The sequence below is a fragment of the Streptomyces sp. NPDC091371 genome, assembly GCF_040684275.1.
GTDB lineage: Bacteria > Actinomycetota > Actinomycetes > Streptomycetales > Streptomycetaceae > Streptomyces.
In genome coordinates this window covers 19389-32793 of sequence record NZ_JBFBFP010000064.1, presented here as the reverse complement: position 1 = coordinate 32793, position 13405 = coordinate 19389, and the positions used below count along the sequence as shown (strand labels likewise).

9 protein-coding genes are annotated in these 13405 nt (G+C 73.7%); 8 read left to right on the top strand and 1 reads right to left on the bottom strand.

Annotation, left to right across the window (positions count from 1 at the left end; translation table 11 throughout):
- The first annotated feature begins 398 nt into the window (after window positions 1-398).
- From AB0O21_RS37260 to AB0O21_RS37250, 3 genes are all read left to right on the top strand, one after another.
- Window positions 399-2708: a UvrD-helicase domain-containing protein gene (locus AB0O21_RS37260; protein WP_365179355.1), complete on the top strand. Its 2310-nt coding sequence runs from the start codon at window positions 399-401 to the stop codon at window positions 2706-2708.
- Between the two features lie 467 nt (window positions 2709-3175).
- On the top strand, window positions 3176-4579 hold the full coding sequence (locus AB0O21_RS37255; protein ID WP_365179352.1) for an NAD-dependent malic enzyme: 1404 nt from the start codon (window positions 3176-3178) through the stop codon (window positions 4577-4579).
- Window positions 4580-4966: 387 nt separating this feature from the next.
- Window positions 4967-5248: an HU family DNA-binding protein gene (locus tag AB0O21_RS37250; protein ID WP_007264399.1), complete on the top strand. Its 282-nt coding sequence runs from the start codon at window positions 4967-4969 to the stop codon at window positions 5246-5248.
- A 389-nt stretch (window positions 5249-5637) separates the two neighbouring features.
- Here AB0O21_RS37250 and murA read toward each other — a convergent pair whose 3' ends face one another.
- Window positions 5638-6981: a UDP-N-acetylglucosamine 1-carboxyvinyltransferase gene (murA, locus tag AB0O21_RS37245; RefSeq protein ID WP_365179349.1), complete on the bottom strand. Its 1344-nt coding sequence runs from the start codon at window positions 6979-6981 to the stop codon at window positions 5638-5640.
- Window positions 6982-7245: 264 nt separating this feature from the next.
- On the opposite strand from murA, the gene AB0O21_RS37240 reads away from it, so the two are divergent.
- From AB0O21_RS37240 to AB0O21_RS37220, 5 genes are all read left to right on the top strand, one after another.
- Window positions 7246-7806 (top strand): YqgE/AlgH family protein, encoded by a 561-nt coding sequence (locus AB0O21_RS37240; RefSeq protein WP_365179346.1) that lies wholly within the window; start codon window positions 7246-7248, stop codon window positions 7804-7806.
- A gap of 28 nt (window positions 7807-7834) precedes the next feature.
- A complete protein-coding gene (locus AB0O21_RS37235) occupies window positions 7835-8119 on the top strand; it encodes a DUF3039 domain-containing protein (protein WP_030010729.1) in 285 nt (94 codons plus the stop codon).
- 158 nt (window positions 8120-8277) lie between these two features.
- Complete coding sequence (locus AB0O21_RS37230) at window positions 8278-9918, top strand: beta-N-acetylhexosaminidase (RefSeq protein ID WP_365179343.1); 1641 nt, start codon at window positions 8278-8280, stop codon at window positions 9916-9918.
- A 296-nt stretch (window positions 9919-10214) separates the two neighbouring features.
- Entirely contained in the window at window positions 10215-11123 is a 909-nt protein-coding gene (locus tag AB0O21_RS37225; RefSeq protein ID WP_365179340.1) for an FAD binding domain-containing protein, read from the top strand.
- The gene (locus AB0O21_RS37220) at window positions 11120-13378 is read left to right on the top strand and encodes a 2Fe-2S iron-sulfur cluster-binding protein (protein WP_365179337.1); all 2259 of its coding nucleotides are present in this window, start codon (window positions 11120-11122) and stop codon (window positions 13376-13378) included. The genes AB0O21_RS37225 and AB0O21_RS37220 overlap by 4 nt, the downstream gene beginning before the upstream one ends.
- Window positions 13379-13405 lie beyond the last annotated feature (27 nt).

The window sequence follows — 13405 nt, the reverse complement described above, 5'->3', positions numbered from 1 at the left end:
GACGACGAAGGAGGAGCGCCCTTGACGAGCCGTTCCGACACGGAAGGACTATGGGACTGACGGGAAACCCCCCGCGCCCTCTCTGATTCCGCCCAGTGAAGGTCCCGCCGATTGCCGCCCCCGCCCGCTGTCCGGCCGGGGTGCGTGCACACCACCCAGAGCCGGGCCCGGACAGACAAAGCCCCTCCCGCGAGGACGCCCGCCACACCCCACCCGCACCCAGGGGGCGGGTGGGCAGCCGCCGACCCGGCGCGGGGCCCGAGGGGGTGATGGTCCCGCGCGCGCGTGAACTCGTACATCCGAGCCCCTCCCACCCCCCATCTCGGAACGGGCGTGCGGACAGGGGGCCGGTTCGCGTACGGTTGACGGTCGCCCATGCACGTCAGAAGGGGGCCTTGGTGGCCGCGCAGAATGCCGCTGTCGACAGCACGGCGGATTCCGTCCGCGATCGGGAGATCGCGGTCGAGCAGACGCATCTCGACCAGGTGTACCGACGCCTCGAGGAGAAGATCCACGAGGCCGAGTTCCTCATGAACGACGCCGCCAAGCGCGGCCAGGTGGGTACGCCCGGAGCCCTGGCCGAGCGCGACGCGCAGGTCTTCCGGGCGGGTGTCCACCTGAACCGGTTGAACAACGAGTTCGAGGACTTCCTCTTCGGGCGGATCGACCTGGTGCTCGGCAAGGACGGGGAGCGCGGGCCGGACGGCGCGTACACCTCCATCGAGCCCGCCGAGGACGCGATCCGCGGGGACCTGACCGCCGACATCGCCGAGACCCTGCACATCGGGCGCATCGGGGTCCTGGACTCCGACTACTCGCCGCTGGTCATCGACTGGCGGGCACCGGCCGCCGCGCCGTTCTACCGCTCCACCCCGAAGGAGCCGGGCCGCGTCGTGCGCCGGCGCGTCATCCGGTCCAAGGGGCGCAAGGTGCTGGGCGTCGAGGACGACCTGATGCGCCCCGAGATCACCGCCTTCCTGGACGGCCGCGAGCTGCCCGCGATCGGCGACGGCGCGCTGATGGCCGCGCTCGGACGGGCCCGTACGCACTCCATGCGGGACATCGTCTCCTCCATCCAGGCCGAGCAGGACCTGGTCATCCGCGCCCCCGCCGCCTCGGTCGCCGAGGTCGCGGGCGGGCCGGGCACGGGCAAGACCGCGGTCGCCCTGCACCGGGCCGCCTACCTGCTCTACCAGGACCGCCGGCGCTACTCCGGCGGCATCCTGATCGTCTCGCCGACCCCGCTGCTCGTCGCCTACACCGAGGGCGTCCTGCCCTCGCTCGGCGAGGAGGGCCAGGTCGCCATCCGGGCGCTCGGCTCGCTGGTCGACGGCGCGGAGGCGAGCACGTACGACGATCCGGCCGTGGCCCGGATCAAGGGCTCCTCGCGGATGCTGAAGGTGCTGCGCAAGGCCGTGCGCGGGGCCCTGGAGCTCGGCCAGGCCCCGGACCGGCTGCGCGTGGTGGCCTTCGGGCGGCGCCAGGAGCTGGAGGCCGACGAGCTGAACCGGATCCGGCAGAACGTGCTGGGCGGCAGCGCCCCCGTGAACCTGCTGCGCCCGCGCGCCCGCAAGCTGCTGCTCGACGCGCTGTACGCGAAGTCCGGCGGCGCCGGCCGGCACAGCGACCCGGAGCTGGCCGCCGAGCTGCGGTCCGCCTTTGACGAGGACATCTCAACGGAGGACGTGTTCATCGAGTTCCTGAACGCGTGGTGGCCGGAGCTCACCCCGCGCGGCGTGCTCGCTTCGATGGCCGACGAACGGCGCCTCGGCCGCTGGTCGCGCCGGGACCTGAACCCGCGCGAGGCCCGCCAGCTGGCCCGCTCGCTGCGCCGGGTCGGCCCGGACGGCAAGGGTCCGCTCTCGGTGCACGACGTCGCACTCCTCGACGAGCTCCAGCAGCTGCTGGGTGCCCCTGCCCGCCCCAGGCGCAAGCGGGAGATGGATCCCCTGGACCAGCTCAGCGGGCTGGAGGAGCTGATGCCGACCCGCGAGGAGACCCAGTGGGAGCGGGCCGAGCGGCTCGCGGCGGAGCGCACCGAGTACGCGCACGTGATCGTGGACGAGGCCCAGGACCTGACGCCGATGCAGTGGCGGATGGTGGGCCGGCGCGGCCGGCACGGCACGTGGACGGTGGTCGGCGACCCGGCGCAGTCCTCCTGGACCGACCCGGACGAGGCGGCCGCGGCCCGCGACGAGGCTCTCGGCAGCCGGCCGCGCCGGCGGTTCACGCTGACCGTGAACTACCGCAACCCGGCGGAGGTCGCCGAGGTCGCCTCCCGGGTGCTGCGCCTGGCCATGCCCGGCATGGAGCCGCCGTCGGCGGTGCGTTCCACGGGCCTGGAGCCGCGGTTCACGGCGGCGGAGGGCGATCTGGGGGCGGCGGTCCGGGAGGAGACCAGGCGGCTGCTGGAGCAGGTGGACGGCACCGTCGGCGTGGTCGTCGCCATGGACCGGCGCGCGGAGGCCGCGGGCTGGCTCGCGGACCTCGGCGGGCGGGCGGTGGCGCTGGGCAGCCTGGAGGCCAAGGGCCTGGAGTACGACGCCACGGTGGTCGTCTCCCCGGCGGAGATCGCCGAGGAGTCCCCGGCGGGCCTGCGGGTGCTGTACGTGGCGCTGACGCGCGCGACGCAGCAGCTGACCGTGGTCTCGGCGGCCGACCGGGACAAGCCGGACGCGGACGGGGTCCCGGAGCTGCTGCTGCCGTAGGCGCCGGCCCCGGGGCGCGTGCCCCGGGGCGGGGGGGCTCTTGTAGGGCCGTATGGTCCGCGGCCAGGCGCGTGGTGCTTTCCGACCGACTCCCCTGCGCGGGGATGACATCGGGCGATCCTTTGTTAGCCTGGGTACGGCACCGACTCGATCCAAGCCCCCGGGCCCAACCTTCGTCGCTTAGAGCGACCACTTGCCGCGAGGCGAGCATGGCGGGTCGGTGTCATAGACGAATAACCAGGTCCGCGCCCTCCACTCTTGGAGGGCGCGGACCTGTTTTGTATGGACGCACCATTCAAATCCCCCTTGGTATCTCGTATGGTGGAAGAGTTCTTCCGAAGTTTGTAGCTGGTTACCTTGTACCGGCTGGTAGGTGGGACGATCGGACAACAGGTCCTGCCACACCTACCGTGTGCCGGGCCCTGTGTGTACAAGCGAAAACCAGGGACAGAAGAGGAAACACGGCCATGGCAACGGCGCCCAGCGTCTCGTACTCGATGACGGTCCGCCTGGAAGTGCCCGCGAGCGGAACCGCGGTCTCCCAGCTCACCACCGCCGTGGAGTCCTCCGGTGGCTCGGTCACCGGCCTCGACGTGACCGCCTCCGGTCACGAGAAGCTCCGGATCGACGTCACCATCGCCGCCACCTCCACCGCGCACGCCGACGAGATCGTCGAGAAGCTGCGCGGGATCGAGGGCGTCAGCCTGGGCAAGGTCTCCGACCGAACCTTCCTGATGCACCTCGGCGGCAAGATCGAGATGTCGTCCAAGCACCCCATCCGCAACCGTGACGACCTCTCGATGATCTACACCCCGGGCGTGGCCCGCGTGTGCACGGCCATCGCCGAGAACCCCGAGGACGCGCGCCGCCTCACCATCAAGCGAAACTCCGTCGCAGTCGTGACGGACGGTTCCGCCGTGCTGGGCCTCGGCAACATCGGCCCGATGGCCGCGCTGCCCGTCATGGAGGGCAAGGCGGCCCTGTTCAAGCGCTTCGCGGGGATCGACGCCTGGCCGATCTGCCTCGACACGCAGGACAGCGACGAGATCGTCGCCATCGTCAAGGCCATCGCCCCGGGCTTCGCCGGCATCAACCTGGAGGACATCTCCGCGCCGCGCTGTTTCGAGATCGAGGCCCGGCTGCGCGAGGCCCTCGACATCCCCGTCTTCCACGATGACCAGCACGGCACCGCGATCGTCGTCCTCGCCGCCCTCACCAACGCACTTCGCGTGGTGGGCAAGGCAGTTGGTGACGTCAAGGTGGTCATGTCCGGTGCCGGCGCGGCCGGTACGGCCATCCTCAAGCTGCTCCTCGCGGCGGGCGTCAAGAACGCGGTCAGCGCCGACATCCACGGCGTCGTGCACGCGGACCGCCCCGACCTCGTCGACGCGGCCCCCGACTCCCCGCTGCGCTGGATCGCCGACAACACCAACCCCGAGGGCTACACGGGCACGCTGAAGGAGGCCGTGGTCGGCGCCGACGTGTTCATCGGCGTCTCCGCCCCGAACGTGCTCTCCGGCGAGGACGTCGCCGCCATGGCGGAGGGTGCGATCGTGTTCGCGCTCGCGAACCCGGACCCGGAGGTGGACCCGGCGGTGGCCCGCCAGACCGCCGCCGTCGTCGCCACCGGCCGCTCCGACTTCCCGAACCAGATCAACAACGTGCTGGTCTTCCCGGGCGTCTTCCGCGGTCTGCTCGACGCCCAGTCCCGCACCGTGAACACCGGCATGATGCTGGCCGCCGCGAGCGCGCTGGCGGACGTCGTCGGCGAGGACGAGCTGAACGCGAACTACATCATCCCGTCGGTGTTCAACGACAAGGTCGCGGGCGCGGTCGCGGGCGCCGTCCGCAAGGCCGCCACCAACGCCTGAGCCGCCGAGCGCGGCCGAGGGGCTCCGGGGGTCGTGAGGCCTGTGGGGGCCGTCTGTGACGGCCCTCACGGCCCGCCGCTCCCGGCGCGTCGCGAGATGCGGGCCCGGTGGGGCGCCTCTAGGGTTGCGGGGATGCCCGCGGGTTTCGCTGTCCGCGTCTGCGTGTGCGCAAGAGTATGGACGGAGCGTCACCGCGGCGTGACTGTGGCGCTTTTCGTGTGACCCCGGCGGGTGCCGGATTGGCTTTCCCGCCGCTGGTGGGGGCAGGATGCGTAACCGGGCGAGAGGGTCTGACGTTCAGACCCGGGTCCGGGGACTGTCCGAGGGCCCTGGCAGCATCGGCTTCGATCTCACGCCTCTAAGGCAAGTTGAACACGGGAGTACAACATGAACCGCAGTGAGCTGGTGGCCGCTCTGTCCGAGCGCGCCGAGGTGACCCGCAAGGACGCCGACGCCGTTCTGGCCGCGCTCGCCGAGACCGTCGGCGAGATTGTCGCCAAGGGCGACGAGAAGGTCACCATCCCCGGCTTCCTGACCTTCGAGCGCACCCACCGTGCCGCTCGCACCGCGCGCAACCCGCAGACCGGCGACCCCATCCAGATCCCGGCCGGCTACAGCGTGAAGGTCTCCGCGGGCTCCAAGCTCAAGGAAGCCGCCAAGGGCAAGTAGTCCGCCCTTGTGCCGAGGTCCGCACAGGCCCTCGGGACGGCAGCAGTACGCAGAACGGCCCAGGGCGGCCGCCCCCGTGCGGGGCGGCCGCCCTTCGGCCTGTCCGGGGGCCGTACGGAGCCCGTACGGCCGGTTCACGGGCCCCGTGGGCCCGTTCCGCGGCCCGTGCGGCCCCGCGCGCGGCCGGGCCCCTTCCGGTGGCCTCGAGGCCGTTCAGGGGCCGCGCGGCGCCCGTTGGGCCCGGGCAAGGCCGTTCGGGCCCTTGAAAGCCCGTCAGGCCCCGTGCGGGGCGCCGGGCATGACGCCGGGTACGAGGAAGCCCCCCGGGCCCTTGCGGGGCCCGGGGGGCTCTTCTCGTACGCGACGGCCGAGCGGACCGGCCGTACGGGTCAGACGAGGTCGCCGCCCGGGAGTTCGACCTTCGCGCCGAGCTCGACGAGCTTCTCCATGAAGTTCTCGTAGCCGCGGTTGATCAGGTCGATGCCGTGGACCCGCGAGGTGCCCTCGGCCGCCAGCGCCGCGATCAGGTACGAGAAGCCGCCGCGCAGGTCGGGGATGACCAGGTCGGCGCCCTGCAGCTTGGTGGGGCCGGAGACGACCGCCGAGTGCAGGAAGTTGCGCTGGCCGAAGCGGCAGGCCGAGCCGCCCAGGCACTCGCGGTACAGCTGGATGTGAGCACCCATCTGGTTGAGCGCCGAGGTGAAGCCGAGCCGGGACTCGTACACCGTCTCGTGGACGATCGACAGGCCGGCGGCCTGCGTCAGGGCCACGACGAGCGGCTGCTGCCAGTCGGTCTGGAAGCCGGGGTGGACGTCCGTCTCCAGCGCGATGGCGTTGAGCGGGCCGCCCGGGTGCCAGAAGCGGATGCCGTCGTCGTCGATCTCGAAGGCGCCGCCGACCTTCCGGTACGTGTTCAGGAAGGTCATCATCGAGCGCTGCTGGGCGCCGCGCACGTAGATGTTGCCGCCGGTCGCCAGGGCCGCGGAAGCCCAGGACGCGGCCTCCAGGCGGTCTGGGAGCGCCTTGTGGTTGTAGCCGCCGAGGCGCTCCACACCGGTGATCCGGATGGTCCGGTCGGTGTCCATGGAGATGATCGCGCCCATCTTCTGCAGCACGCAGATGAGGTCCTCGATCTCCGGCTCCACGGCGGCGTTGCTGAGCTCGGTGACGCCCTCGGCCAGCACGGCCGTCAGCAGCACCTGCTCGGTCGAGCCGACCGAGGGGTAGGGCAGGCGGATCTTGCAGCCGCGCAGCCGCTGCGGGGCTTCCAGGTACTGGCCGCCCTCGCGCTTCTCGATGGTCGCGCCGAACTGGCGGAGCACGTCGAAGTGGAAGTCGATCGGCCGGCCGCCGATGTCGCAGCCGCCCAGGCCCGGGATGAAGGCGTGGCCGAGGCGGTGCAGCAGCGGACCGCAGAAGAGGATCGGGATGCGCGACGAGCCCGCGTGGGCGTCGATGTCGGCGACGTTCGCGCTCTCGACGTGCGTCGGGTCGAGCACCAGCTCGCCCGGCTCCTCGCCGGGGCGGACCGTCACCCCGTGCAGCTGGAGCAGCCCGCGCACGACGCGCACGTCACGGATGTCGGGAACGTTGCGCAGGCGGCTGGGCTCGCTGCCGAGCAGCGCGGCGACCATCGCCTTGGGCACGAGGTTCTTCGCACCGCGGACTCGGATCTCGCCCTCGAGCGGGGTGCCGCCGTGGACAAGCAGTACATCGTCACTGATGCCGGTCATGAATCTCGCGTTCCGGAGAGGGGGTGGGCGGGGGGCGAGTGACAAGGGTAAGGGCCACCACCCCCTTGTTCGTAAGGGTGACGTGGCCCTAGGACTGTCATGAATTCGGTACAACACCCTCCGTATCCACCACATGGCGGAGTGTCGCGTTCCGCCTGCGCCGTCGGCGCGCGCTCCTTCCTGCTGCCGTGCGCCCTGAGCTGCGTACGATCCGATCTCGCGGCCAACTCCCCGTGAAGGGCGAATCTGCGGGATCATGTCGGCATGACCGAGGTGTCCTCCCTCACAGGGCGGCTGCTCGTGGCCACCCCCGCCCTCGCGGACCCGAATTTCGACCGCGCGGTGGTGCTCCTGCTCGATCACGACGAGCAGGGCTCGCTCGGCGTGGTCCTCAACCGGCCGACGCCCGTGGGCGTGGGCGACGTACTGCTGCCCTGGGCGCCGCTGGCCGGCGCCCCCGGCGTGGTCTTCCAGGGCGGCCCCGTCGCCCTCGATTCGGCGCTCGGCGTGGCCGTCATCCCCGGCGAGGAGGGCCCGCTCGGCTGGCGCCGGGTGCACGGGGCGATCGGCCTGGTCGACCTGGAGGCGCCGCCGGAGCTGCTGGCCTCGGCGCTGGGGTCGCTGCGCATCTTCGCCGGCTACTCGGGCTGGGGGCCGGGCCAGCTGGAGGACGAGCTGGGGGACGGCGCCTGGTACGTGGTGGAGTCGGAGCCCGGCGACGTCTCCTTCCCCGACCCCGAACGCCTCTGGCGCGCGGTGCTGCGCCGCCAGCGCAGCGAACTGGCGATGGTCGCCACCTATCCGGACGACCCGTCGCTCAACTGACCCCTACGGAGGTCGGTACCCTGGCTTTATGAGCACTCTTGAGCCCGAGCGCGGGACTGGTACGGGGACCCTCGTAGAACCGACGCCACAGGTGTCCCACGGCGACGGCGACCACGAGCGCTTCGCCCACTACGTCCAGAAGGACAAGATCATGGCGAGCGCGCTCGACGGGACCCCCGTCGTCGCGCTCTGCGGCAAGGTCTGGGTGCCGGGCCGGGACCCGAAGAAGTACCCGGTCTGCCCCATGTGCAAGGAGATCTACGAGTCCATGGGCCCCGGCGGGGACAAGGACAAGGGCGGCAAGGACAAGTAGTCCGGCCCCGAACGAGCAGGACCAAGGCCCCCGGTTGCGCCCAAGTGCGCCCGGGGGCCTTTGCCGCGCCCCGGGGCAGGGCTAGGGTCGGCTCGACGAGCACTGTGCGGAACGGGTGTTGCGCAGGGTGCAACGAGCTGCGTGAAGGGCTGCCGCGCATGGACCTGATCCCCGTACCCAGGGTTGCCGTCTTCGACGAGGGCGGACGCCGCTACGCGTTCGGGCCCGACCCGGTCCTCGACGCCGGGCCCGGCACGGAGGGCGCGGCGCGCTGGCTGCGCCGGGAGCTGGGGGCGGCCACCGGGTGGGGCCTGCCGGCCGCCGGGGCGGGGGCGGGGGGCGATGTGCGGCTGCGCGTCGACCCCGACGGCTGGGGCGGCCTCGGGCCGGAGGCGTACCGCATCGAGATCGGCGCGGACGGCGTGGAGCTGGCGGGCGCCACGGCGCCGGGACTGTTCTGGGCGGCGCAGACGCTGCGTCAGCTGCTCGGGCCCGCCGCCTACCGCAAGGCGCCGCTGCCGGGGCGCGAGTGGAGCCTGCCGCACGGCAGGATCGCGGACGCCCCCCGCTTCGGGTGGCGCGGCATGATGCTCGACGTCGCCCGGCACTTCATGCCCAAGGACGGGGTGCTGCGCTACATCGACCTGCTCGCCGCGCACAAGCTCAACGTGCTGCACCTGCACCTGACGGACGACCAGGGCTGGCGGGTCGAGATCAAGCGCTACCCGAAACTGACCGGGGTCGGCGCGTGGCGGGCGCGCAGCCGGTGGGGGCACCGGTCCTCCCCGCTGTGGAGCGAGACCCCGCACGGCGGCTTCTACACCCAGGACGACATCCGCGAGATCGTCGCCTACGCCGCGGAGCGGCACGTACGGGTGGTCCCGGAGATCGACGTACCGGGGCATTCGCAGGCCGCGATCGCCGCGTACCCGGAGCTGGGGAACCGTGACGTGGTGGACACGGCGGCGCTGGGGGTGTGGGACGACTGGGGGATCAGCAAGAACGTGCTGGCGCCGACCGAGGCAGTGCTGCGCTTCTACGAGGGCGTCTTCGAGGAGCTCCTCGAGCTGTTCCCGGCAGAGGTCTCGCCCTTCGTGCACGTGGGCGGGGACGAGTGCCCCAAGGGGCAGTGGAGGGCCTCCGCGGTCGCGCAGGAACGGATCCGCGAGCTGGGGGTGGACGGGGAGGACGGGCTGCAGTCCTGGTTCATCCGGCACTTCGACGGCTGGCTCGCCGAGCGCGGGCGGCGGCTGATCGGCTGGGACGAGATCCTGGAGGGCGGGCTGGCGGACGGCGCCGCCGTGTCCTCGTGGCGGGGCTACGCGGGCGGGATCGCCGCCGCCGAGGCCGGGCACGACGTGGTGATGTGCCCCGAGCAGCAGGTGTACCTGGACCACCGTCAGGCGGGCGGCGAGGACGAGCCGATGCCGATCGGGTACGTGCGCACGCTGGAGGACGTGTACCGGTTTGAGCCGGTACCGCCGAAGATGTCGGAGACGGCCGCCGCCCACGTGCTGGGCGCGCAGGCCAACGTGTGGACCGAGGTGATGGAGAACCAGGGCCGGGTCGACTACCAGGCGTTCCCGCGGCTGGCGGCCTTCGCGGAGGTGGTGTGGTCGTGGCAGCCCGCCCCGGAGGAGCGCGACTTCGCCGGGTTCGAGCGCCGGATGGCCTCGGCGCACTACGTGCGGCTGGACGCCCTCGGCGTCGACTACCGGCCGCCGGGCGGCCCGTTGCCGTGGCAGCGGCGGCCGGGGGTGCTCGGGCGCCCGATCGACGGCGAGCCCCCGATCGCGTGACAGTCGTACGGCCGCCGGAATCGGAACTCTGTCTCGCTTTCCTCCTATACGGGGAAAACCGGGCGATTGGGGAGGAGCTCCGGCGAAGGCCGCGCGGCGGCCCCTGACGGGCGCCCGACCGCCCGGAAGTCCGCCCCCCAACCCGGCCCCGAGCCCGCCCGAACCCCGCCCGGCAGACCCTCGCGGCGGGCGGCCCCGAAGATGTGCCAGAGTTGCCACGTCCCGGCGGTGAGCACGTACCGTACGGCGGACAGGCGTGAGCGCCGGGACCGGGACATCGGGAAGGGGCAGCTGGGTTGACCACGCACGCACCACACGCACTGGACTCACCTCAGGGCCCCCGGGGCCCGCACGTGGCGCAGTCCGTGACGCTGCCGGCCTCGCTCGACGAGGCCGTGGCGGCGCTCACCGCCATGCCCGCCGCCGTGCCCGTCGCCGGCGGCACCGACCTCATGGCCGCCGTCAACGCCGGGCAGCTGCGCCCCGCCGCGCTGGTGGGCCTGGGCCGGATCAACGAGATCCGCGGCTGGCAGTACCAGGACGGCCACGCGCTGCTCGGCGCCGGACTCACCCACGCGCGGATGGGACGGCCCGACTTCGCCGCCCTGATCCCCGCGCTGGCGGCCGCCGCACGCGCCGCCGGGCCGCCCCAGATCCGCAACGCGGGCACCCTCGGTGGGAACATCGCCAGCGCCGCGCCCACGGGTGACGCCCTGCCCGTGCTGGCCGCGCTGGAGGCCGTGCTCCTCGTCGTCGGCCCGGTCGGGCAGCGCGAGATCCCGGTCTCGCACCTGCTGGCGGGCCGGGAGATGCTGCGGCCGGGGGAGCTGATCGGCTTCGTCCGGGTCCCGCTGCTGCACGCGCCGCAGGTGTTCCTGAAGGCCACGGGGCGCACGGGCCCGGGGCGCGCGGTGGCGTCCGTGGGGCTCGTACTGGATCCGGCGCGCCGGGGGGTGCGCTGTGCGATCGGAGCGGTGGCCCCGATGCCGCTGCGGCCGCTGGAGGCCGAGCAGTGGGTGGCCTCGCTGATCGACTGGGACGGGGACCGGAGCCTGGCCCCCGAGGCGCTGGAGGCCTTCGGCGAGTACGTCGGGGCGGCCTGCGTGCCCGACCAGGGGGAACCGGTGGCTCCCGGCGTACTGCATCTGCGGCGGACGGTGGCCGTGCTGGCACGGAGGGCCCTGGGGAGGGCGCTGACCTCATGAGCGAGAACGAGAACGAGAACGTGACCCAGGGGAACGGCACGAACGGCACGGCGGGCTGGGGCTGGGAGCCCGTCCCGCAGGGCGGCGAGTACGACTCGGACGCCACGGCCTTCGTGAAACTGCCGCAGGACATGCTGGACGCGCTCGGCACGGGGGAGCCCCTTGCCGCGCCCGGGCACGGGTACGTGCCGCCGCCGATGATCGTGCCGCTGGGCTCGGCCAGTACGGATCCGGCCGCCACCGGGACCTGGACGATCCCGGTGCAGTGGCCCGAGGCGGGGGGCTCGGTCCCGGCCGACTCGGGTCCCGTTCCCACGCCCGCGCCGGTGGGCGGGCCGATCCCCGCGTCGGTCCCGATCCCGGCGGCGGTGGCGGCGGCGTTCGCCGAAGCCGAGCCGGAGCAGGCGCAGCCGCCGGTGCACGATCCCGGGGCGACGGCGGAGTGGCGGTTCCAGGACGAGGCCTCGACGGGGCAGTGGGCGGTGCCCGCGTACTCCGAGTACTCCGACGTGCCGGAGGTCCCCGAACAGCAGGGTGATTTCCGGCCGTCCCCGAGCGCGCTGGACGCCGACTGGAGCCAGGCCCCGGCGACCCTGCCGGGCGGCGCCCCGGCCCCCTGGGCCTACCTGACGCAGGACACGGGCGCGGACGCGGGCGTACTGCCCGGCACCGACGAGGCCGCTGCCGCCGCGGCCGCCGCCGCTGCCGCGACCGCGGCGACCGCCGGACGGCTCCTCGGGGGCCCCGGGGTGGGCACGGTGGGCACCGCGCCGCGCGGCCCGCGGGTGCTGGGCGGCCCCGGCGTGGGCACCCCGCTCCCGGAGGAGGAGCCGGCGCACCCGGCCCCGCACGACATCGAGGCCGCCCACGGCTCGGCACAGGAGCCGGCCGAGGGGGCACGGGCGGCGGGGCACGCGGAGTTCGGCGGGCACGCGGGGCCCGGGGGCCCCGGGGACTTCGCGGGGCACACGGGCCACGCGGGGCATGCGGAACACGGGGGCTTCGGGGGGCACGCGGAGCACGCGGGGCACGCCGGTCAGGCGGAGATCGCCGGGCGCGGTGAGTTCGTGGAGCAGGCCGGGCAGGCCGGGCAAGCGGAGTTCGCGGGGGCCGCGGGCACGGACGGCCACGGCTTCTCCGCCTTCGGACACGCGGCGGAGCCCGCCGGGATGGAGGCCGGCGGGGCCGAGCCCGCCGCGGCGGAGCCCGGCCTGGTCGAGCCCGCTCTGGCGGAGGCAGACCTGGTCGAGTCGGAGGCGGCGGAGGCCGCATGGGGCGAGCCCGGCCGGATGGATCACGCCCCGGCTGAGCCCGGCCCCGGGAGGCCCGCCCTCGCGGGGCCCGCAGCCGCGGACCGGCCCGCCGCAGGCGACGGGCCCGCCCCTGCGGAGCCCGCGGCCGCGGACCGGACCGCCTTCTTGGAGCCCGCCGCAGGCGACGGGCCCGGCCCCGTGGAGCCCGCCGCAGGCGACGGGCCCGGCCCCGTGGAGCCCGCCGCAGGCGACGCGGCAGGCGACCGGCCCGCCGACGCGGGCGGAGCCCGCCCCGGCGGAGCCGTACCGGCGGACGACGCCCTCGTGCCCGCGCCGGACGCGGACACCGCCGACAGCGCACTGTCACCCCCGGACGCGGACCCCACCGGAGGTGTCCCGGCCGAGGTGTCGGCGTACGAAGAAGAGAACGAGCACCCCCAGGCCTCCTACGTCCTGCGCGTGAACGGCGCCGACCGTCCCGTCACCGGCGCCTGGATCGGCGAGTCCCTCCTCTACGTGCTGCGCGAGCGCCTCGGCCTCGCCGGCGCCAAGGACGGCTGCTCGCAGGGCGAATGCGGCGCCTGCGCCGTGCAGGTCGACGGCCGGCTCGTCGCCTCCTGCCTGGTGCCGGCCGCGACGGCCGCCGGCAGCGAGGTCCGCACCGTCGAGGGTCTCGCGACGAACGGGGAACTCTCGGACGTGCAGCAGGCGTTGTGCAGGTCGGGTGCGGTGCAGTGCGGGTTCTGCGTGCCCGGCATGGCGATGACCATCCACGACCTGCTGGAAGGCAACCACGCCCCCAGCGAGCTGGAGACCCGCCAGGCGCTCTGCGGCAACCTCTGCCGCTGCTCCGGCTACTCGGGGGTCGTCGACGCCGTGCGCGAGGTCGTGGCCGAGCGCGAGGCGGCGGCCGCCGAGGCAGCGGCTTGGCCGGAGCAGCCGCGCATTCCGCACCAGGCAGCGCCCGGCGAGGGCGGCATCCACCACGGAGGCACGGCGTGAGCGGGCAGGACGCGGCGACGGCGACGA